The 20,253-nt window shown below is 57.1% G+C and carries 17 protein-coding genes and 3 pseudogenes; 7 read left to right on the forward strand and 13 right to left on the reverse strand.

What is annotated here, in order from left to right:
* Positions 1 to 28: 28 nt before the first annotated feature.
* From ACEN84_RS02250 to ACEN84_RS02265, 4 genes and pseudogenes are all read right to left on the reverse strand, one after another.
* A pseudogene (locus ACEN84_RS02250) lies at positions 29 to 184 on the reverse strand (methyl-accepting chemotaxis protein); the annotation flags it as partial.
* A 410-nt stretch (positions 185 to 594) separates the two neighbouring features.
* Positions 595 to 2,157, reverse strand: a complete 1,563-nt coding sequence (locus ACEN84_RS02255) for a methyl-accepting chemotaxis protein (protein ID WP_413708988.1) — start codon at positions 2,155 to 2,157, stop codon at positions 595 to 597.
* Positions 2,158 to 2,472: 315 nt separating this feature from the next.
* Positions 2,473 to 2,649: a Flp family type IVb pilin gene (locus tag ACEN84_RS02260; RefSeq protein WP_112720283.1), complete on the reverse strand. Its 177-nt coding sequence runs from the start codon at positions 2,647 to 2,649 to the stop codon at positions 2,473 to 2,475.
* Positions 2,650 to 3,111: 462 nt separating this feature from the next.
* Positions 3,112 to 3,795 (reverse strand): CBS domain-containing protein, encoded by a 684-nt coding sequence (locus ACEN84_RS02265; protein ID WP_112720284.1) that lies wholly within the window; start codon positions 3,793 to 3,795, stop codon positions 3,112 to 3,114.
* A gap of 643 nt (positions 3,796 to 4,438) precedes the next feature.
* Between ACEN84_RS02265 and ACEN84_RS02270 the strand changes: the two genes are divergently transcribed.
* Positions 4,439 to 4,795, forward strand: coding sequence for a DUF5335 family protein (locus tag ACEN84_RS02270; RefSeq protein ID WP_413708989.1), 357 nt, complete (start codon positions 4,439 to 4,441; stop codon positions 4,793 to 4,795).
* A 1-nt stretch (position 4,796) separates the two neighbouring features.
* On the opposite strand, the gene ACEN84_RS02275 is transcribed toward ACEN84_RS02270, so the two are convergent.
* Positions 4,797 to 5,138 (reverse strand): DUF982 domain-containing protein, encoded by a 342-nt coding sequence (locus tag ACEN84_RS02275; RefSeq protein WP_413708990.1) that lies wholly within the window; start codon positions 5,136 to 5,138, stop codon positions 4,797 to 4,799.
* A 317-nt stretch (positions 5,139 to 5,455) separates the two neighbouring features.
* Here ACEN84_RS02275 and ACEN84_RS02280 point away from each other — a divergent pair, with 317 nt between their 5' ends.
* Positions 5,456 to 6,103, forward strand: a complete 648-nt coding sequence (locus ACEN84_RS02280) for a BON domain-containing protein (protein ID WP_413708991.1) — start codon at positions 5,456 to 5,458, stop codon at positions 6,101 to 6,103.
* Positions 6,099 to 7,055, forward strand: a pseudogene (locus ACEN84_RS02285) (bifunctional enoyl-CoA hydratase/phosphate acetyltransferase); the annotation flags it as partial. The gene ACEN84_RS02280 and the pseudogene ACEN84_RS02285, both read left to right, overlap by 5 nt.
* Positions 7,056 to 7,171: 116 nt before the next feature.
* Here ACEN84_RS02285 and ACEN84_RS02290 read toward each other — a convergent pair.
* Positions 7,172 to 7,993, reverse strand: coding sequence for a universal stress protein (locus ACEN84_RS02290; RefSeq protein WP_130284444.1), 822 nt, complete (start codon positions 7,991 to 7,993; stop codon positions 7,172 to 7,174).
* 195 nt (positions 7,994 to 8,188) lie between these two features.
* Here ACEN84_RS02290 and ACEN84_RS02295 point away from each other — a divergent pair, with 195 nt between their 5' ends.
* Positions 8,189 to 8,644: a host attachment protein gene (locus ACEN84_RS02295; RefSeq protein ID WP_130284446.1), complete on the forward strand. Its 456-nt coding sequence runs from the start codon at positions 8,189 to 8,191 to the stop codon at positions 8,642 to 8,644.
* A 54-nt stretch (positions 8,645 to 8,698) separates the two neighbouring features.
* Here the strand turns inward: ACEN84_RS02295 and ACEN84_RS02300 are convergent, their stop codons facing one another.
* The 6 genes from ACEN84_RS02300 to ACEN84_RS02325 form a co-directional block, all read right to left on the reverse strand.
* Positions 8,699 to 11,083 (reverse strand): phosphoketolase, encoded by a 2,385-nt coding sequence (locus tag ACEN84_RS02300; protein WP_413709020.1) that lies wholly within the window; start codon positions 11,081 to 11,083, stop codon positions 8,699 to 8,701.
* Complete coding sequence (locus ACEN84_RS02305) at positions 11,067 to 12,263, reverse strand: acetate/propionate family kinase (protein WP_413708992.1); 1,197 nt, start codon at positions 12,261 to 12,263, stop codon at positions 11,067 to 11,069. The genes ACEN84_RS02300 and ACEN84_RS02305 overlap by 17 nt, the downstream gene beginning before the upstream one ends.
* Positions 12,256 to 12,579 carry a hypothetical protein gene (locus tag ACEN84_RS02310; protein WP_112720293.1) on the reverse strand — a complete coding sequence of 108 codons (324 nt, stop codon included), beginning with the start codon at positions 12,577 to 12,579 and terminating at the stop codon, positions 12,256 to 12,258. The genes ACEN84_RS02305 and ACEN84_RS02310 overlap by 8 nt, the downstream gene beginning before the upstream one ends.
* Complete coding sequence (locus tag ACEN84_RS02315) at positions 12,560 to 14,191, reverse strand: MBL fold metallo-hydrolase (RefSeq protein WP_413708993.1); 1,632 nt, start codon at positions 14,189 to 14,191, stop codon at positions 12,560 to 12,562. The genes ACEN84_RS02310 and ACEN84_RS02315 overlap by 20 nt, the downstream gene beginning before the upstream one ends.
* 83 nt (positions 14,192 to 14,274) lie before the next feature.
* On the reverse strand, positions 14,275 to 15,534 hold the full coding sequence (locus ACEN84_RS02320) for an MgtC/SapB family protein (RefSeq protein WP_413708994.1): 1,260 nt from the start codon (positions 15,532 to 15,534) through the stop codon (positions 14,275 to 14,277).
* Between the two features lie 131 nt (positions 15,535 to 15,665).
* Positions 15,666 to 16,175 (reverse strand): Hsp20/alpha crystallin family protein, encoded by a 510-nt coding sequence (locus ACEN84_RS02325; RefSeq protein WP_112720296.1) that lies wholly within the window; start codon positions 16,173 to 16,175, stop codon positions 15,666 to 15,668.
* Positions 16,176 to 16,373: 198 nt separating this feature from the next.
* Here ACEN84_RS02325 and ACEN84_RS02330 point away from each other — a divergent pair, with 198 nt between their 5' ends.
* Positions 16,374 to 16,817: a hypothetical protein gene (locus tag ACEN84_RS02330; protein ID WP_148195196.1), complete on the forward strand. Its 444-nt coding sequence runs from the start codon at positions 16,374 to 16,376 to the stop codon at positions 16,815 to 16,817.
* On the opposite strand, the gene ACEN84_RS02335 is transcribed toward ACEN84_RS02330, so the two are convergent.
* A complete protein-coding gene (locus tag ACEN84_RS02335; protein WP_130284456.1) occupies positions 16,774 to 17,523 on the reverse strand; it encodes a response regulator in 750 nt (249 codons plus the stop codon). The two genes, ACEN84_RS02330 and ACEN84_RS02335, sit on opposite strands and share 44 nt — an antisense overlap.
* A 119-nt stretch (positions 17,524 to 17,642) precedes the next feature.
* On the opposite strand from ACEN84_RS02335, the gene ACEN84_RS02340 reads away from it, so the two are divergent.
* Both ACEN84_RS02340 and ACEN84_RS02345 read left to right on the forward strand, forming a co-directional pair.
* Positions 17,643 to 18,371 carry a helix-turn-helix domain-containing protein gene (locus ACEN84_RS02340; RefSeq protein ID WP_413708995.1) on the forward strand — a complete coding sequence of 243 codons (729 nt, stop codon included), beginning with the start codon at positions 17,643 to 17,645 and terminating at the stop codon, positions 18,369 to 18,371.
* Positions 18,352 to 20,189 (forward strand): annotated as a pseudogene (locus ACEN84_RS02345) (PAS domain S-box protein). Before ACEN84_RS02340 ends, ACEN84_RS02345 begins: the two are co-directional and overlap by 20 nt.
* The last annotated feature ends 64 nt before the right edge of the window (positions 20,190 to 20,253 follow it).

A 20,253-nucleotide genomic window follows, 5' to 3' on the forward strand; every position in this document is an offset into this window, starting at 1 on the left:
TCAGATCCTAACAAAAGGTTAAATTGCCAATGAGGCTCGTAATCTCCTTCGCTGCGTTGGCGCAACGTCGCGCCATTTCACGCACCGCGCCGGCTATGACAGCAAACTACATTCTGGCCTCCCTGGCACGGGCAGCCTCCACACCAGCATTGAGAGCGGGGAGCATCGTTTGGAAGGCAATCTCAATAGCATGTCGATGATCGCTCCTCATCTCGCACCTACGCGCGCGGCGATTTTTCCAGCAGCCGGCCGAAAGGTGTCTCTCTTCTCACGCGCGTAACAGCCCATGCTCAGCCAGCCGTGTGATGGGCTCCATCACAGCTGTCACTGCGCTGGTGTCGATCACCGCATCTCCCCCATGGCCCTCCGTCGCCGCTCCTCCATACGCGATCCCGGCACAGAAGCTTGTGATCCGAATCACCTGATGTTTCGGATCAGGTGGAGCCTGCAGACTTCGGAGATCAGAGCCGCGCAGGTCGTTTGCACTGCGATCAGGCTCTGCGCCAATTGCCTGGTCTGATCCACTAGCTGGCCGAGGATTTCTCCAACCATCTGCGCTGAGGATCTGTCCGTTATCCAACGCGCTCCCAGCTCCTAGAATTCTTGCCACTCGGATGGTGCGGCGCCCCCGACGACCTTTAGAGAAGCCCGCACCGCGTCGAAAAGCTGCGGACGCCGAGGATCACTTCGACCCCGCCATATGTCGCCCACCTTGAAGGTGCCGACCAGGGAAGAAAGACGAGACGCCTCCTCGGAAAGTTTGCTGGTTGCAGCCGACGACTGCTCGACCATGGCGGCATTCTGCTGCGTGATGGTGTCCATGTTGCCGACAGCAGCGTTAATTTCGTCGATCCCCGTCGCCTGCTCCTGAGACGATTTTGCAATCGACACCATGTGTCCATCAATGGCTGTCACCTGATCTCCGATACTTCGCAACGCCGCTCCGGTCTTATTCACGAGACCGACGCCTTTAGCGACATCAGCTGATGACTTGCCGATCAGCACACTGATCTCCTTGGCTGCCTTGGCGGACCTCTGCGCAAGTTCTCGGACTTCCTGCGCAACGACCGCGAAGCCCTTGCCCTGCTCTCCGGCGCGGGCGGCCTCTACACCTGCGTTCAGCGCAAGGAGGTTAGTCTGAAACGCAATTTCGTCGATGACACCGATGATCGCCGTCATCTCGTGGGAGGAAGTTTCAATCTCGCTCATGGCGGTGACCGCCTGCTCGACGACGGTTCCTGACTGCGCAGCCTCTGCTGCCGATCGCCGGACAAGCGCCTGGACCTCCTGGGTTCGATCCTGCGCCAGCTTGGAGATCGTGCTGATCTCTTCCAGAGCGGCCGCGGCCTCTTCAAGCGCGGTCGCCTGTTTCTCCGTCCGCTTGGCCATGTCGTTGGTTGCTGCCGAGATCTCGTGGGATTGGCTGGAGACCAGTTCGACTGTTCGCCGGATCTCGGAAATTGCTGCCCCGAGACTATCTAGTGACGTGTTGTAATTGTCTTTCAGCGACTGGAAGTTGGCGGCGAGCTCGCTGTCGATCGGAGCTGTAAGATCTCCCGAAGCAAGTGTAGCAAGGGCGCGATCGAGTGCGGACAGCGCGAATTGCTGTTCGTCCTTGAGCTGAAGCTGCTCGCGCTCCGCTTTGGTCCTTTCCTGTTCGAGAACCTCCAGATAAACAGAGATCGCGTAATCCATGTCAACTAAGGCCGCCTTGACTACGGCTGAAATCCCGTCACCAATTTTCTCGCGCTTGCCTCTCGCCATGAAGCCCGGCAGCTCGGCATCCACAACCGATCGAATGATACTCTCCAGGATTAGCGCATATCCGCCGATGTACCACCGTGGCTCCAAGCCAAGTCTTGCGTGGGTACGGCCGACTGCCGTCACGGCGTCGACGTAGCCGCTGTCAAATGTCGCCGATGCGATGGTTTCCCAATGTCTGACCTGACGCTCCTTAGCAAGCTGAATGTGGGCTTCACTTGCAAAGAACTTTGCAGTTTCCGGGTTCACCTTGGCCTTCGCGTAGAAGACATTCAGTGCCATGTCCAAGGAAGTCTCGATAGTCGTTGCAAGCCCAGACAGCGCTTCCCGCTGCTTCTTATCTAGACCGACGAAATCAAGACGCTCTACGAGCTTTGCATGTGAACTTTGTGTCATATGTTTCTCCAGAACTTGTGCCCGCCTACATTAGGGGCGCGGTTAACGTCTGGTCGTCGATAGCGTAGCGGTGCTTCTCCGGCCGGGTCATGATATTAGGTGACAGTCTTGCTTCGGATCGGCGGGCTCGTCGTGGCGACTTCCACGGGCAGACACAGATGAGTTTCCAATCTCGCTCTTCAATCATTTCTTCTTCCGGGCGCAGAACGTCACGCACATCGTGCAGGCGTCTGTGGTCACCTCGCCTTTATTGGTTGGTTTTATGGGTTCATCCCATTTGCCCAGTTGATACTGGCATCCGGGGCGGCGCTTACGTCACTGGGGCGCGTTGCCGAGCACGCCCGCGACACTTGAGAAAAGGCTGTCGAAGTTGCCACCGAGTGATGTCGCTCCTGCAACCAGTGCCAGCGAGAGCAAAGCCGCTATCAATCCATATTCTATCGCAGTCACGCCGTTTTGGTTGATGGGAATAGAATTGGCGAACTTGCTCATGTGGCTTCCCAAGCGATGCTTCAAGGCATTAGCGTTGCCTTGCCCCAATAGTAGGGTTTGATAGTTTCATATTCGTTAACGCTAAATCGCGCCTTGGTTGGTCTAGCAGATCAAGTTACGGCCAATGGCACCTTGGTACGCGAGTTCTGAGCCCGCGAAATTCCTTCCGTCGCAGAGGCGCAGGAAAACTCGTTTGCCGAAGCCGCTCACGCCTGACATTGTCCGATGATCTCCCAAGATCGAGCGGTCACGGCGCCGACCAAGACCGCTCAATCTGGTTGCGGGATGTATCTGACGTTCCTTTGACCCACAACACGGCCGCGAGCATTCCTAGCATTCCAATCAGGATCAAAAGCAGCAGCCTCGATAACAAGGCGTCGATGATGGTTCGGAAGATGGCCACGAACGTGTCTCACAGGTTGTCGAGCACCCCACCTGTCCAGCGGGGCATCAAGAGCTCGCCTATGGCTTGAAGCGGCTCAGCATGTGGTAGGCGACAGTGATCTTGGTCACGACGCCCTGGATGCCTCTGACAGACTCCGCGGCGACCCGAGCAGCGTCTTTTTCGATTTCGCTGTCAACTTCACCACATAAGGTGACAATTGCTCCGGAGACAGTTGCCTTAACGGCAGGTCGCAAAAGTCCGAGCTCTGACTCCAGGCGGCTCTGCACAGCCGTCTGAAGAGCTTCGTCGCCCGAGGCGGTGCAGTCTTTTGGGACATCAAGCAGCGCGCGCATCAGGTCCCGTCGACTTATAATTCCGACGAGCTTTCCGGCATCAACGACTGGCACGTGCTTCACCCCGTGGGCTTGAAGAAGCTCGGCAAGCTGACTCGCCGTAGCAGTCGATGTGGCACTGATCACTGGCGACGTCATGACGTCTTCGATACGCCAGCTCCTGGCCTTGATGTAATCAGCGAGCGCGCTGTCGCGGTCACGCGTATGGGGGACGGGATGCCGTGCCCATGAGGAGGCTACGCGGCGAAGCAAGTCGCCCTCGGTCACAATCCCGACGACGCGGCCGAGGGCATCAAGCACCGGCACGGCACCGATGTTGCTCAGATTGATGATCTCGACCGCGTCGCGAACGTTGTGCCCTTCTTCGATCGTCGTTACTGGGCTCGTCATGATGTCTTTGGCCAGCATCGCACTCTCCATCGCTTCAAAGGATTGCAGTAGAGCGGCCTTTCAAGGCGTTGTGCTTTGACGTGGATCAACTAAATCCGCACTTTGGGTAAAGAGACCTGACGTTCCGCCTCAAGGGGACACGTGGATCGTCCCCGGTGGACGCTGCAGGAACTGAATACGCCAGGTAGAGATCGTCCCTCAAGAATTTGACCAAGGACAATGGACCGGCGTTGCAACTAGGCCATTTTGTCGTGGAAGCGATGATGCGTCGCTGTTCCATAGGTGGATCATGAGCCATACGGTACGAAATCTTATGTACGTTGCGGGCGTGGCAGTCTTTGCGCTTCTCGCATTCTCTCTGTACCAGTCGATCCGATCGCCGGTGCCGGTTGTGACCCCTCCTGCCGCGTCACAGACTGAAACTCCTGCAGGTCAACCAGCGCCGACGCCTCCTGCGAATTGATATAGAGTTGCTCTCGTCGCACTGCTATCGGGCCAAAGCGCTTCATGTATATAAGCGATCTTTTGGTTGAAATGTCGCGATTTGCCGACCCGGTTGCTACCGTTGGGGCGGGATTGGTCGGGTGAGAAACCGACGCACTGCTCGCAACTTGACCTTCGTCAATGACGCGACTGGCCCAGCTGTTTCACAACAAGCTTAATGCCGCGCGTCCGTTCAGCCGGCAAAGCAAGGAAGGAGATTTGCAATGTCGACAACCGTGCTAGAGCAGCAGAAGTGGCCGGAGTTCTTCCAGAACCTGCCGCGAACCATCACCGCGGATCAGATAAAATAGAAGTCATTGGTGCGACTATCGGTAGCCAGACGCTCGCATCGCATAGACATCTGCACGGAGTGACCTTCGAACCAAAGCAATCTTTGCTCGAAATTCAGATGGAGGGTATGACGCACGTCATTCGAGATCCCCGGGAGATCTTTATTGATGAACAGGAGGGTAAAGTTGTGGCTATCCAGGTGATCGGCCCGGACGCGCTTCAGCACATCCTGACATTCGCCTAGATCAGTCCAGGATCGCATCTTCGGCGGCCTTGCCCATCCGTTGCCCTAAAGCTTCGTTCTCCTCGGGCAAAGAGTGCGGGTTTGGCGCGCATACGGTCATGCGAGCAGCAGTTACGGCGTGAACGAAGGCCTCCCTTGCGGCATACGAGGAGACATGGCCGGCAATTGCGGCGGCACAGATCTCCTTCGCGAATGCATGCAGGGTTTTTGGTCCTCTCCAGTTCTTCGACAGAAATAACAGTGCCGCCTTTGGGTTTTGGATGGCTTTCGGAGTTTCGATGCCAGCCTGAACGAAGACCGGATGCTTCCAGTCGTGTGCCCCTTGCGCTGACTCGTTGGTCATTTGCCCGGCTCCTTTGCGTTAGCCGTTTCACGAACGGAAAAGCCAATTCCTTAATAAGGCGGATTTTCGGCAAGGGGCATTGATGCCGGTCAACCAGGATGTGTGCTGCTTGCAACTTTCCGATATTCACGCACCAGCCCTATGAAGCAGGCTCGATACGATACTTTTTCCGAAACGCGGCTGACGCCCTTCAGACTGGAAACGCTTGCAGCGCCTGCAACGCCTTTCGCCTTGACGCAGCGCAATGTAACGGGGCCGGGACAGGTGCATTCTCGACGATGAGGCAAGCAGCCTTGGTCAAGTTCACGGAGGAAGAGATGACTGATTTGAAAATTCGGCAGGATGTGCTCGATGAGCTGGCGTTCGAACCGAGCGTCGACGCTGCAAATATAGGAGTGTCCGTTGAAGACGGTATAGCAACCTTAAGCGGGCATGTGACTTCTTACGCCGAAAAACTCGCAGCCGAGGATGTCGCGATGCGTGTTAAAGGTGTGCGCGCGGTGACTGTGGACATCGAAGTGCGTTATCCTGAACGCAAGCAACACGCCGACGACCAGATCGCCTCCCGAGCGCTCGACATCATAACTTGGAACACGGCCCTGCCAGAGGGGCCGATCCACGTCAAAGTCGAGGGCGGCTGGGTCACCTTATCCGGTGATGTTCATTGGCAGTTCCAAAAGACTGCAGCGCAGGAAGCGGTCCGGAAGCTTGGAGGTGTGCGCGGGGTCATCAACCTCATCGTTGTCCGCCCCGGGCCGACCGTCACGGACGTGCGTGGCCGCATCGAAGCGGCGTTGCGGCGCAACGCTGAGGTTGACGCAGGAAAGATCTCCGTCGAGGTGCATGATCGCAGAGTTGTCCTGGAAGGAGGAGTTCGCGCCTGGAACGAACGCGCAGCCGCCGAGCGCGCAGCGTGGTCCGTACCCGGAGTTTCGGCGGTCGAGAACCACATTCGGATTACCTGAATTGCAAAGCAAACGGCACGGACGCTACGATCGGTTTATTGCGGCAGCCCGCGCCTCGCCCCCGCTGCGGACCGGCATTGTGCATCCATGCTCTGCTGAAGTGATCAGTTCCGTCGTTGGCTTGTCGACCGCAGGCATTTTGGATCCTGTCCTAATCGGCCCACCACAGAAGATCACTGACGCCGCAAAGGCAGCCGGCGTCAGTCTTGAAGGGTTACAAATCAAATTCGTCGAACACAGTCACGCTGCGGCTGATCTCGGTGCCGAACTCGCTGCAAGTGGCTCGATCGACGCTCTCATGAAAGGCAGCCTCCACACCGATGAATTGTTGCAAGCCGTTGTGGCAAGCCATCGCCTGAGGACAGAGAGGCGAATGAGCCACGTATACGTGATGAATATCCCAGCATATCGAAAATTACTTGTCGTCACTGATGCGGCGATCAACATCAGGCCTGGCCTGGAGCAGAAGCGTGACATCTGCCAGAATGCGGTCGACTTCTTGCACGCGCTCGGGGTCCGCCAGCCCAAGGTCGCGGTCCTGGCTGCCGTAGAGACTGTGAACAGCGAGATGCCGGCGACGATCGATGCCGCCTGCCTCACCGTCATGGCTTCGCGCGGCCAGATCCGTGGCGCGGTGATTGACGGCCCACTGGCGCTCGATAATGCAATAAGCGTTGAGGCGGCACGGATCAAAGAGATTAGATCAACAGTTGCGGGTCACGCCGATATTCTGCTGGTACCAGATCTTGAGGCCGGGAACATGCTCGCCAAACAACTCGTTTACCTCGCCGGGGCCGACGCCGCGGGGCTCGTGCTCGGCGCCAAAGTCCCGATCATACTGACAAGCCGCGCAGATCGCCCATCATCTCGTGTAGCGTCTGCCGCCATTGCCAAGTACATTGTGAATTCCAAGCGTCTTCTGGGCCGCTCCGGCAGTGCCGGCTGGACCTGAAAACGGTGATCAGAAAATGGATCTCGGCGTCGCCTGAACGTCACTCGATCGCTGCACAGGCGCGCTATGGAAAGATCAACGGACAACTGCTTCTTCGGGAAGGACCGGCGGGTCGATCAGTTGGAAAACAATCGGTTGAACGAATTATCCTCAAGCAGCCACCGCGTTACGCCCCCGAATAGCCATTCGCGAATACGACCGTGGCCATAGGCGCCGGCAACGATTACGTCAGCGCCTATGGAGCGCGCAACGGTGGTGATCGTCGCTCCATCGGTCAAAGTAGGGCGCCATTCGCTCATCAGTCTGGCGGGGATGCCGTGCGCGATCAGACATCTGATGACGTCCTCGACCGAACCGTCCTTTTCACCCTCCTCAGCGACGGAAAGCACGACGACATCCCTTGCCTTGACAAGAAGAGGGAACGCATCTTTGACTGCATGTCTTGCTTCTTTCGTGTTTTTCCAGGCGATCAGCACGACCTCTCCAGAACATGGTCTCATCAATGCGCTCGGCAGGAAGACGGGCCGACCCGCTGAAACCAGGAAACGCCCCACGTCGATCGTGCGTCTTTCGTCGAAAGACTGCCAAGGTTCGGGAGGAAAGATAATCGCCACGTCGCATCCGCAGATGCGATTGAGCATCACAGCGGTAGGATTGGCAATCTCGCTCGTCCAGTTGAACTCCACTGAGTTGGGCCGGTGCTCCTGTGCCCTGGCCTTCAGTTGTCTTTGCTTTTCCTGGATAGCTTGAAGATCCATCATAGTGGATTGCTCGCCGAGCCCCGACTGCGGTTTTGTATTCAGGTCGGAATCTGGTTGCGCTGCTGTGATGAACCGAACCTCAGCACCAAAGTTCGAGGCGAGGCTATAGACGAACGCGGCGCGCCGGCCTGCTTCCGAGCCGATGTCGATGTGAGCCGTTATTGTCTTCCAGGTCATTTTCGCGTCCTTGAACGGTGAGGCTCCAGCTTTGCTTAGAAGAGCGACCCTTTCATTGACAGTGGTCAAATCCCCAGTGCTTCATCGCCTCCCCACCGGTGAGCTTTCAGCCATTCTTTGATCCGGAACAAGGTCTGTCATCTGAATTGAGTTCAAACTTTCAATAGAGGTTTGGCAGCTATAGAGGATAAACCGATGAAAAACGTTCGAATTTCAAAGGGTGCTCTGGTTCTCGTTTGCGACGGCGGTCGCGCAATTCTCCTACGAAATGAAGGAGATGCGAACGCAATCAATCTTGTCGTGGTCGAGCACCTGGCGGACGGTGCCGGACGCACGAGTTCACTCGGATCAGACAGACCAGGAAAGATCGGAACGCCTAGCGCAAGAACACGCCGGGCAGCGTTCGACGAAGCCGATCTTCACGCCGAAGCCGAACGGCGTTTCCTGTCGCAAGTGGCGACGAATGTGGCCCATCGGTGTGATGAGGACAAGATACCTGGCATCGTCGTTATATCGCCGCCGAGGGTCTTGGGCCTGGTGCGCGAACTTCTGCCCGAAAAGACAAAACAATTGGTCCTGGCCGAAATCGCAAAGGACCTCGGCAAGAAACCGGTTGCAAGTATAGAAGACTATTTATCAAGACTTGGTTGATGGCTGCGGAGCATTGCACCGCCAAAGACCATCGCAGCGATTTCCGGAACTCCATCATGGCGACCGCCTCCACCGCCAGTTCTGAATGTCCGGCAGGTCTTCGCCATATTGCCGAACGAAAGCGTGATGGTCTTCGAGTTTTGCCTTCAGAGCCACGAGGACGTGAGGGACCTGCTCTGCAAGACCCGGAACGCGGGCGATGGCTTCAATAGCAAGATGATAGCGGTCCAGTTGGTTCAGCACGGCCATGTCGAAGGGGGTCGTTGTCGTTCCCTCCTCCACGAAGCCGCGGACATGGAAGTTGCTGTGATTGGTGCGTCGGTAGGTCAGTCGATGGATGAGATAGGGATACCCGTGATAGGCAAAAATCACCGGCTTATCGCGCGTAAATAACGCATCGAAACGAGAAACTGGGAGGCCATGAGGGTGCTGCTCTGGATCCTGAAGGGCCAGCAGATCGACCACGTTTACGGTCCGAATTTTCAGATCAGGGATTGCCTCGTGCAGCAGCATGACTGCAGCGAGCGTCTCCATGGTCGGCACGTCACCGGCACAGGCCATGACGACGTCCGGCGAAATTGTCCCCTGCTCAAAGCTTGCCCAGTGCCAGATGCCGGCTCCCGCCTCGCAGTGAGCGATTGCCTCGTCCATTGGCATGTATTGTGGCTCGGACTGTTTGCCGGCAACAATAACGTTGATGCGGTCATAGGTCCTGAGACAGTGATCTGAGACCCACAGCAGTGTATTGGCATCCGGCGGTAGGTAGACGCGAACGACGTCGGGCTTTTTGTTGGCTACGAGATCGACGAAGCCAGGGTCTTGATGAGAAAAGCCATTATGATCCTGGCGCCATACATGCGACGTCAGCAGATAGTTCAAGGATGAAATCGGCTCGCGCCATTCGATTGCACGAGAGACTTTCAGCCACTTTGCGTGTTGGTTGAACATCGAATCGACAATGTGGATGAAAGCCTCGTAACATGAGAAGAAACCATGTCGCCCGGTCAGCAAATAACCCTCTAGCCAGCCTTGGCAGAGATGCTCGCTCAACACCTCCATCACACGACCATCACGGCCAAGATGCACGTCATAATCTTCAATATCCTGCATCCAAATTCGAGTGGTCGCTTCGAACACTGCGCCCAGGCGGTTCGACTCCGTTTCGTCTGGCCCGAAGATGCGGAAGTTGCGATCCCTTGCGCTCGACCGCATGACTTCACGAAGATAGCGACCGAGCACCTCGGTCGACTGGACCTGCGGCATTCCGCGGTCTTCGACCTCAACGGCAAACGCCCGGAAATCCGGCAGCTGCAGCTGGCGGCGCAACTTTCCGCCATTGCCATACGGGGTCGCCCCCATCCGTTTTGCACCTTTTGGTGAGAGAGCGCGCAGTTCCGGCAGCAAGCGTCCCTCGCCGTCAAACAGCTCTTCCGGTCGATAGCTGCGCATCCATTGCTCAAGGATCTGACGGTGGCCAGCATCGTCCCTGCAGTTGTTGACAGGCACCTGGTGTGAACGCCAGAAGCCCTCGACCTTCTTGCCATCCACTTCTTTCGGGCCGGTCCAACCCTTAGGCGTTCTCAGGATGATCATCGGCCATCTCGGTACTCCAACCGGATCATCGGCCTCTCTTCCATGGCGCTGCAAGACCTCGATCAGATCGAACGCTCGATCCAGGGCAGCGGCCATCTTCGCATGCATACTTGCAGGATCACCTCCTTCGACGAAGATTGGCTCGTAGCCCAGGCCGTCGAACAAGCGCTCCAGCTCATCATCGCTCATTCGCGATAAGATCGTCGGGTTTGCAATCTTGTAGCCATTGAGATGCAGTATCGGCAAGACCGCGCCGTCGCGTGACGGATTGAGAAACTTGGTCGAGTGCCAGGCCGCGGCAAGGGGGCCGGTCTCCGCCTCGCCGTCACCCACGACACAGGCCACAACGAGATCGGGATTGTCGAATGCAGCTCCGAACGCGTGGACTAAAGCGTAACCAAGTTCTCCACCTTCATGTATCGAACCGGGTGTCTCCGGGGCAACATGGCTGGGAATGCCTCCCGGAAAGGAGAATTGTCTGAAGAGCTGGCGCATTCCATCGGCGTCCTCGCCGATCTGCGGATAGACTTCTGTGTAGGTGCCTTCAAGGTAAACGTTTGCAACCATCCCAGGTCCCCCATGGCCGGGACCACAGACGTAGAGGACATCCCGATCTCGAAGATTAATGACCCTGTTGAGATGCACGTAGACGAAGTTTAGTCCAGGCGTCGTTCCCCAATGACCAAGGAGACGAGGCTTGATGTGACGCGGTTGCAACGGCTCCCGCAGCAACGGGTTATCCATGAGATAGATCTGACCGACTGACAGATAATTCGCTGCCCTCCAGTAGCGGTCCATAAGTTCGAAATCTACCATTGGCGCGTCTTTCTTAACCTCGTTCTTCATCATGGCTTCCTCTCAAAATCGCTTGCGCTAAGATGCTGACTGCTTCATCAGCGATGACCTGCTCCTCGTCAGTGCCTATTACCATTGCGGTAACATCACTATCGCGGGCACTGACCACCATCGTGTTTGCTTTGTTGGCGGTCTCGCTCAACGAAAGCCCCATCCATGCAAGATGGCGGGCGACGCCCCTGCGGATTTCAGGCTGATGCTGCCCAATGCCTGCAGTGAACACGATCGCGTCGACCCCTCCAATCGAGACGGCGAGCCTGCCGATTTCACCCGCTATTCGAAAACAGAAGAGGTCTACCGCCTCTCTTGAGGCAGGCTGGCAATCCTCCAACAATACCTTCACGTCGCCGCTCTTGCCGGACACGCCGAGCAGTCCGCATTTGTGGTAGAGGAAATTTTCGAGATCATCGGCATGCCGGTAGTCGTGGCGTAGCAGATGGATGACAGCGCCCGCGTCGATCGCCCCCGGTCTGGTCGCCATCGGAACTCCGTCGAGGGCAGAAAAACCCATGCTCGTGTCAATACTAACGCCATCGACCATACCGCAGAGGCTGGCGCCGCTCCCAAGGTGGGCACAGATAACCCGACTGCTTGCAAGATCCGGATCGAGCCTGCGCAGGGCTCCTGCAATGTACTTATATGACAGCCCATGAAAGCCGTAGCGCCTAACGCCGGCGTCATGAAGTTCGCGAGGGATTGCAAACCTCGATGCCAAAGAACTTTGAGACGCATGGAAAGCTGTATCGAAAGAGGCTGTCTGAGGCAGACCGGGATAGATTTCCCAGACCGCCCGTGCAATTTCGAGTGCCGGCGGAAGATGCATTGGTGCAAAAGGAGCAAGCGCCTCGATCGAGGCCAGGACATCCTTGCGAAGTTGAACCGGCTGATCGAATTTCGGTCCGCCGTGGACAATGCGATGGCCTGCAAAGACCGGTATCGCGCCATCTGGAAGAAGGTGATCGACGACCGCCTTAACCTGAGACTTGCGGGTTGATGCTCCGGACAACCTGACGGTCTCGGCTCGATCATGAATCTGGAACGAGAAATTTTCGCCATCGCCGAAGCTCATGGCACCCCCACCGATGCGAACACCCCGACCATCGGCCAGCCTGAAGAGGCCAAGCTTCAAACTCGACGACCCAGCATTGAAGGTCAACGCGTATCTATCCATCCGCCGATCTCCCGGGTGGCTGTGCCAGAGGCGTGCGCGCCTCAGCCAGCGCTGCTTCAAACAGCTCCCGAGCATAGCCCATCGCCGCCTCCTGTTCGTCTTTCGACAGCGCAAACGGCGCGCATCTTTTCTTGAGCTGTACAAAAACAGCTTTTTTGACGCTACGGATCGTGTCAGCTTGCTTTGAAGCGAGCAAAGCACCCAGACACTCGAGGGCCACGACCTCAGAGACAACCAGCCTGCCTTGTATCTCGCCGATGGTTGGAATAGCAAATCGCTCCCCGCCCCGCTTCCAGTCACGTTCGGTGATCAGCATCGCCTTTTCCCTTCGTCTTGCTCAAAGGAACCTCATCTGCGTCGAGAGCGGCGCGCAGCCGCCTCAAGACGATCGCCCTGCCTTTGTCCTGTGCAATCGATTTCAATCTGTCTGAGAGATCGAGCACGAAATCCTGGAGGTCATTATTCCAATCCGCGTGACCGGGAATTGACGGCTGGACGCGCGGGGGAGCGCTGGCACCGATCAGCCGGGCACCAGTTGGCGAAAGCTCGAAAGAATCGTCAAGGGATGGGCAGTATGTCGTTACTTGCGTCCGGGACGCCAGCCGGTCGCACATCACCTTTCGCGCAGCGTCCTCACCGTGCACGAGGAACAGACCTTTCTTGACACCGCGTTTGCCAATCCAGTCATCGAGCTCGCTGGCGTCGGCATGACCGCTATAGGCGTCGAGCGTCCGAATTGCAGCGCTGACATGGATCTCTTCGCCTTGAATGCGTACCGTGCTGGCACCGTCCTGTATAATTCGTCCAAGTGTTCCGGCGGCCTGGAAGCCGACGAACAGAACCGTACATTCTGGTCGCCACAACCAATTTTTTAGACGGTGGCGGATCCGGCCTGCTTCGCACATACCGCTTGCGGCGATTATGATATGGAATTCCTTCACGAGATCGAGCGCCTTCGACTGTTCCGCGCTCTCGGTGAACCGTACGTTGGATGCGTTCAGAGCGCGAATGAACGCTGACCCGTTGGGAAGCTCTGCCGCATGCCTCTTGAACGCTTCAGACGCTCGTGACGCGAGGGGCGAATCTATCACCACAGGGCATCGCGCCACCACATGTTCGTCCATGAGCGTAACGAGATCGGTCAGTACTTCCTGTGTTCTCTCAACGGCGAAGGATGGGATCAGAAGCACCCCGCCCAGGTCCGAGGCCTTGACAACGATATCTTTCAGCCGATCCCTTCTCTCGCTCATTGCGTACTGCTCTCGCTCGCGGTCGCCGTAAGTGCTTTCGCAAATCAGGTAATCCACCCGATCGGGGCCGGTGGGACGCGTCTCAAACAGTTTGTTCGCCGCACCAACATCGCCGGAGAACAAAAGTCGGATCAGCTGCTCTACGCCCATGCACTCGATCTCGATTGAACCAGAGCCCATTAAATGCCCGGCATCCCATATTCTAAACCGAAGGTCTAGCGCGACCTCACGCCACTCGCCGTAGGGAATTGGGACAAACTGCGGCATCATTCTTCGCGCGTCGTCCGCGGAATAAATGGGCTCAACGGTGCCACGCCCGCGCCGGCGGTTGCGTCGGTTGAGCTGCTTTACCTCGGATTCCTGTATGTGCCCGGAATCTTGCAGCATGATGGCGCAGAGATCGATTGTCGCTGCAGTTGCGAAGATCGGTCCGGAAAATCCTTCCTTTGCAAGCTTTGGCAAGAGTCCTGAATGGTCGATGTGAGCATGTGTGAGAACAACTGCGTCAAGTTCGGCCGGTATAAACGGGAACGGCTTGTAATTCAGCTCCTTTTCCGACTTTGCACCCTGAAACAATCCACAGTCTACAAGTACACGCGCGGATGGCAATTCAAGCAGGAAGCAGGACCCTGTCACACAGCCTGCAGCGCCATAGAAGTGAAGGATTGGAAACGCCATGGTAACTCCCCGTCGTCATAAAAATGATAGTGGGATGGTCAGCGGCGCGCGTTGACGAAGGTCAATCAGGACCTGGCACGCTCTTACAGCCAATGGTGACTAACCTGCGGAGCGAAGGCGACGCATCCGAGCGTGATGGCAAGCACGCAGACAGCGGCAAAGCGGGCGCTAAATCGGGCAGGCGCGAGCAATCCTGCCAATGCAACCTTGCCCAGGGCGTTTGCTGCCATTGCGCTCAGGATAGCCTGGGCGACGACATCTGGGCCAATCTGGCGAGTTCGTCGAAGCGCTGTCAAAACTGCCACATCCACGTCGAAACTCCCAGCTATTGCTGAGGTGAAAGGAACGGCCGGGGTCCCAAACCGTTCTGTCAGAACCTCGCTCAGCATAAGCGTCGCAACAAAGATCGCAGCGAAAAGTGCCAGCGATCGAACTTCGAAGGGATTTTCAGGCTTGAGACTAACGTCTGCGACCTCCGATGAGCATCTGGCGAAGAACCAAGACCCAAAGACAAAGGTTACCACCCCTGTCGTCGCCGCCAGCGCGATCTTCGGCAGCACAGCAGGACTGATGACCGCAGCCAGGAAGAGGACGCGCACAATCGAGATTGAAGCTGCCAGGCACGCAGCCCCCACCAGTTGCCTCACGGCTGAAGAGCCATTTGCCGACCGGGCCAAGGTGAGAGTAACGGCTGTCGAGGACACGAGTGCGCCGGCTGCGGCTGCGATCATCCTGCCCTCCCGTTCACCGAAAAGGCGAACCGCAATGTAGCCGATGAACGAGATGGTGGCCGTCAACACCGTAAAGAGCCAAACCTGGAAAGGGTTCACCGCCGCGATCCCGCCAATTTCCCTGTCCGGTAGGAGCGGCAGCACGACAGCAGTCATAAAGGCAAGCAATAATGCGGATCGCAACTCCGGCCACGTCAAACGCTTGAGGAAGGCGTGAAGAAAGTCCCGGCTCGCCAGCAAGGCTGCCAGGGACGTGCCGCCTGCGGCCGCAGCCGTCGGACTGCCTGCGACGGCCATAGCGCCGAAGCCGAAGACGCAGAGTGCGGCGATCACGGAGGTAACGCTGTAATCGTCGTCGTCCATTGCTTCGCGCAGTCTGAAGAGACAAAACATTATCGCGAAGGTTATGAAGCTGCAGGCCAGCAGCAGGGGAGACGATAGTTCGCGTGAGAGAGCTGCCATTGCACCGCCAAGCAGGCCGGAAATTCCGAAAGTTCGAATCCCGCCGGTCCTGCTACCCTCCGGAGCATCCCGCTCCTTCCAGCCCCGTTCGAGGCCTACGAGCAGGCCGATGGAGAGTGCCAGAGCCAATCGTTCAATTGCTAGATCCATGGCACTTCTCGTTCGAAGAGTTGGGCTTCATGCTTCAAGGCAACCATCGCGCAATCTCGCGGATGGTGGAGAGGTAGGCCCCATCCCTCTCCACCATCTTGGACGCGAGACCCCTCCGGTCGGGCGTCCGTTCAGGCAGCCTTGATCTCGATCTTCTTGTCCTTTTTCAGACGTTCCGGTGTCTTCGGCAGGATAATTTTGAGAACGCCCTTGGCAAATGTCGCCTCAACGTGATCGCTGTCGACGCCACGTGGAAGTTCCAAGCTCCTTTGGAAGGTGCCAAAGCGACGCTCCGACACGTAGTAGTCCTTTTCTTTGTCCTGTCTCTCCTCGCTCTTCTCGCCCTTGATGGTGAGGACGCCGTCTGCGAGCGTGACATCGAGGTTCTTCGGCTCTACCCCAGGAAGTTCGGCCGAGAGTTCGAAAGCTTTGTCCGTCTCGACAAGATCGATGGCCGGAACGCCACGGCCGAAGGCGCTCGGCACACGTGCGAACGCTCGATCCAAAATCGAAGGGCTGCCGAAATCACTGAACACGCGATCAATTTCTGCGCGTAGACCATCGAGGGGCCACCAACGATCGGTCGGGACCGGCGCTTTGGCCTCGGTCTTCACGGCTAGCTTCGTTGCTGTGTCTGCCATCTTCTATCTCCATCCGTTAGCTCCGCCCTTACGGCGGCGACGACACATTCAAATACCTGCCCCATTGCTGGTCCTTGACGAACGTCAACTGCGAGAGCGATTTACCAAATCGCTCGAACAACGCCTTGCTTGATCGAGAACAAATGCAGCTTAGTGGCGGTGTGCGAAAGTGGCGCGGTATAAGGGGAGTATCGCCGAATGACCTCGGCATACCGCGTCGGGAAAATGGATGAACAGCTGGCATTCCAGGCCTTCGGTCTGGTGCAGATTCTTGTGCCGGATTTTCCACCGGCTCAGTGGGCCCAGCTTGTAAGGGATATAAGTCGATGGTCGATTCTCGTGCTTGAAGATCGAGCTGGCTATGTCCGGGGACTCGCCACCTATCGAATCGGAACCCATGCGATCGCAGGCAGGCTGCTGGACGTGCCAATGTTCATAGTGGGCAGCGCGGTAGATGACGACGCGATCGCAGACGCGATTTTTCGGTCGTTGCGACGTCGGTCAGCCGGATGCGACTACATCAGAATCTGGAACGTGCTTCCCAAAAATCGCGCCGAACTGGACGATGAGGTGAGATTTTCCCGCTGGGACCATGGTCTCATGATACGGGTCGATCAGAAACCGTTACCGGCTTTGCTGTGAAGACATATCCGACCCCGCGAACTGATTTTATCAATTTGGGTTGTGCTGGATCGATTTCGATCTTGCGGCGGATCCGAACGATCAAGGCATCGATCGTTCTGTCAAACCCGTCGCGCGATCGACCTCGCGTAAGATCCATCAAACGGTCGCGCGACAGGACTCTGCCGGCGTGAGTGAGGAATACGTGAAGCATTTCAAATTCCCCCGTCGACAGGGGGACCTCGATACCCGCGGGGTTTCGCAGAGTTCTCCGATCGACGTCGAGCGTCCATCCATCGAAGATCAGAGGGGCGGTCTTCGATCGCTCGCTGCTGACGAAGGGTTCGCGACGCCTTAGAACAGTCTTTACCCGGGCGAGGACCTCTCGGAGGTGAAAGGGCTTCCCGATGTAGTCGTCAGCGCCCATTTCCAGCCCGACCACTCGATCCATGACGTCGTCACGTCCGGAAAGCATAATGATCGGCACGTCGGATCTGGTGCGTATCTCCCTCGCCAGCTGCAGACCATCGGTATCGCCCGGTAGAACAAGGTCGAGCAGAATGACATCGAAGGGAGAGACAGCGAGGCTCTCGCGCATCTGAGAGCTTCCGGAAACGGTGTCGACATCGAAACCCTCCCCGCCGAAATACTGCGCGAGCAGGTTTCGTATTCTCGGATCGTCGTCTACAACGAGCATCCGAGTGCGCTTGTCGGCCCCGTTTGCCATCCGAATAGTCTTCGCTATTACGAAATATTACAAAATCGCACTAATTTATACGCGTGGCGCATTCTGATGTCACCAAGATTCGCTCAAATCCTCCCAATCCAATCATTGGGAGCCACGACATGCTAGCGCTATCACACGGTACGCCAGTCCCGTATTTCCAATCGAAAGGTGCGGCAGATTTCGCACCGCTTTTTCTCAGGCAGCCGACCGAAATAGCGAGGGCCGGCGCTACACTGTTTTTCGAGGGCGATGTCGCAAAATCGGTTTTCCGTATTGCCTCGGGTAACGTTCGTGTCTGCCGGCTCCTGCCCGACGGCCGCAGAATCATAACGGGCTTCCTTGCAGCCGGCGACTTGATCGGCCTGTCATTCAGAAACAAGTACCTCTTCAGTGCTGAAGCTATCGACGATCTCACGTTCAGTCGCATCGGCAAGCGTCTGCTTGAGGAAGAACTGCAACTCGTGCCGGAATTTCGCGTTCAACTGCTGTCGCATCTGCGCGACGAAATCACCGCCGCACAGGATCACATGCTTCTTCTTTCGCACAAGAATGCGGAGCAACGCCTGTGCACTTTCCTGCTGCAGCGGGTCGAGCTGGCTGGTGGCAGAGACGGCGGCGTTCTTGCCTTGCCCATGGTTCGCGCCGACATTGCCGACCATCTGGGAATGACCATAGAGACGGTGTCGAGGACGCTCACGAGGCTCGTGAGCAAGGGGGTACTGTTGCCAGCCGACAGGCACCAATTCAAGGTCGCCAGCCGAGCGGCTCTCGCGCGTGCCGCCGATGAAGAGCCAGATGATGATGACGAGGACGCTCGGGAGAGACGCTATGCCGGAAGGCGCTTCTAGTGAAACGGATCTGGACAAGATTGTTCGCATGTTCGACAGCGCCAATCTGATTGTCCATGGGTTCGACGGCGTGGTCAGACGATGGACGATGGGCAGTGAGCGGCTCTACGGCTGGACGGCACGTGAGGCGTCGGGACAGGTCGTTCACGATCTGCTTCAAACCGAATTCCCTATTGGCTTGGAGGCCCTGCGCAGCGAGGTGCGAAATACTGGTGCGTGGGCTGGACAGGTCATAAACCGGCGAAAGGACAGCACCCGACTTTCGATTGTGACACGTTGGACTGTTTTTGACCTGGACGATCCTCAAGCGCGGTTCGTCCAGGCAGACAGTGATGTCACGCACATGCAGCAGGTCCAGGACGAGTTATGCGAGAGGCAGGCGCATCTTCAATCGATCCTTGCGTCCGTGCCCGATGCAATGATCGTAATCGACGACAAGGGAGCGATTATTTCGTTTAGTACGGCTGCCGAACAGGTGTTCGGCTATGCTGCGAGCGAGATCGTCGGCTCGAACGTCTCCGTCCTGATGCCACCGCCCGATAGAGATGCTCACGACCAGTACCTCGATGCCTATTTTCGCACGGGATTGCGACGCGTTATAGGCTATGGCCGCGTCGTCGCCGGGATCTATCGAGCCGCAATCGTATCGAAGATGAACTGCGGCAGGCCCAGAAAATGGAGGCCGTCGGACAGTTGACTGGAGGCCTTGCTCACGATTTCAACAATCTCCTGGCGGTCATCAGCGGCAATCTGGAAATGTTGGAAGAGCGCCTCCGGGAGCCGGGTCAACTTGCGCTGCTTCGAGAGGCGCAGTCTGCCGCCGACGACGGCGCGAGGCTTACCGCGCAACTCCTCGCCTTTGGCAGGCGACAACCACTGGCACCAAAGGTGATCGACATCAAATCTCTGCTGAGCGACTTTTCCGAACGCGTGCATCAGGCAGTCGGAGACGAGATCGAGCTACGAACGATCGTGCCTGCTGAAAAACTTAGCGCCATAGCCGACAAGGCGCAACTGCAAAGCGCGGTGTTGAACTTGGCGATCAACGCGCGCGATGCAATGCCAGACGGTGGACATCTCGTCATCGAGATCTCCGGCGTCGAGATCGATACCGATTATGCTAGTATGTATCCATCCGTAAAAGCGGGCGGCTATGTTTTAATCTCCGTTACGGATACGGGTTACGGCATGACATCGGACGTCCTCGAACATGCTTTCGAGCCGTTCTTTACGACTAAACCGACCGGATCGGGAACCGGCCTGGGACTGAGCATGGTCTACGGGTTTGCAAAGCAGTCGTCTGGACACCTCCAGCTATACAGCGAGCCTAACAAGGGAACGACAGTCCATTTGTTCTTGCCGCGGGCTGTCGACCGGCCCCAGCATGCTCGTGCCCACCTGCGCCAGCCGGAACTCATTCGAGGCACCGAGACCATACTTGTCGTTGAAAACGATGAGCGGGTGCGGCGGGTCACACTTAATCGGCTACTAGCGCTGGGCTATAAGGTGATTGAAACATGCAATGTCATTGAAGCGCTGCAGGTATTGGAGAACGCCAACGACATATCCCTCGTGTTCACCGACGTTGCTATGTCTGGGATGAGTAGCGACCAACTCTGGCGCAAGGTTCGCGAGCAGTGGCCCGAGATCAAGATCCTGCTAACCTCGGGCTTTTCTGAGCCGCACGTCGCCGAAAGGACGACTGAAGCAGGAGCCGAGTGGCTCAAAAAGCCTTATACGGCGTCGGAGATGACTATTCGGATCCGCTCTTTGCTGGACCGCCAGGCCGACAGGTACTCCAACGAGATGTCAGGATAGCCGTTGCTTCGATGAAATCTCCGGCCCAGCATTCGCCAAGATTCCCTGACCCAACTATTCTCAT

The sequence above is a fragment of the Rhizobium sp. Rhizsp82 genome, from assembly GCF_047325115.1.
Taxonomy (GTDB): Bacteria; Pseudomonadota; Alphaproteobacteria; order Rhizobiales; family Rhizobiaceae; genus Rhizobium.

What these genes read in the sequence shown, in the direction of transcription:
- ACEN84_RS02275 (WP_413708990.1), bottom strand. Translation starts at nt 5,138, where the DNA reads ATGACCAACGAGTCAGCGCAAGGGGCACACGACTGGAAGCATCCGGTC.
- ACEN84_RS02315 (WP_413708993.1), bottom strand. Translation starts at nt 14,191, where the DNA reads ATGGCGTTTCCAATCCTTCACTTCTATGGCGCTGCAGGCTGTGTGACA.
- ACEN84_RS02270 (WP_413708989.1), top strand. Translation starts at nt 4,439, where the DNA reads ATGCCGCGCGTCCGTTCAGCCGGCAAAGCAAGGAAGGAGATTTGCAAT.
- ACEN84_RS02280 (WP_413708991.1), top strand. Translation starts at nt 5,456, where the DNA reads ATGACTGATTTGAAAATTCGGCAGGATGTGCTCGATGAGCTGGCGTTC.
- ACEN84_RS02330 (WP_148195196.1), top strand. Translation starts at nt 16,374, where the DNA reads ATGACCTCGGCATACCGCGTCGGGAAAATGGATGAACAGCTGGCATTC.
- ACEN84_RS02255 (WP_413708988.1), bottom strand. Translation starts at nt 2,157, where the DNA reads ATGACACAAAGTTCACATGCAAAGCTCGTAGAGCGTCTTGATTTCGTC.
- ACEN84_RS02335 (WP_130284456.1), bottom strand. Translation starts at nt 17,523, where the DNA reads ATGGCAAACGGGGCCGACAAGCGCACTCGGATGCTCGTTGTAGACGAC.
- ACEN84_RS02300 (WP_413709020.1), bottom strand. Translation starts at nt 11,083, where the DNA reads ATGAAGAACGAGGTTAAGAAAGACGCGCCAATGGTAGATTTCGAACTT.
- ACEN84_RS02325 (WP_112720296.1), bottom strand. Translation starts at nt 16,175, where the DNA reads ATGGCAGACACAGCAACGAAGCTAGCCGTGAAGACCGAGGCCAAAGCG.
- ACEN84_RS02260 (WP_112720283.1), bottom strand. Translation starts at nt 2,649, where the DNA reads ATGAGCAAGTTCGCCAATTCTATTCCCATCAACCAAAACGGCGTGACT.
- ACEN84_RS02305 (WP_413708992.1), bottom strand. Translation starts at nt 12,263, where the DNA reads ATGGATAGATACGCGTTGACCTTCAATGCTGGGTCGTCGAGTTTGAAG.
- ACEN84_RS02310 (WP_112720293.1), bottom strand. Translation starts at nt 12,579, where the DNA reads ATGCTGATCACCGAACGTGACTGGAAGCGGGGCGGGGAGCGATTTGCT.
- ACEN84_RS02265 (WP_112720284.1), bottom strand. Translation starts at nt 3,795, where the DNA reads ATGCTGGCCAAAGACATCATGACGAGCCCAGTAACGACGATCGAAGAA.
- ACEN84_RS02340 (WP_413708995.1), top strand. Translation starts at nt 17,643, where the DNA reads ATGCTAGCGCTATCACACGGTACGCCAGTCCCGTATTTCCAATCGAAA.
- ACEN84_RS02320 (WP_413708994.1), bottom strand. Translation starts at nt 15,534, where the DNA reads ATGGATCTAGCAATTGAACGATTGGCTCTGGCACTCTCCATCGGCCTG.
- ACEN84_RS02295 (WP_130284446.1), top strand. Translation starts at nt 8,189, where the DNA reads ATGAAAAACGTTCGAATTTCAAAGGGTGCTCTGGTTCTCGTTTGCGAC.
- ACEN84_RS02290 (WP_130284444.1), bottom strand. Translation starts at nt 7,993, where the DNA reads ATGACCTGGAAGACAATAACGGCTCACATCGACATCGGCTCGGAAGCA.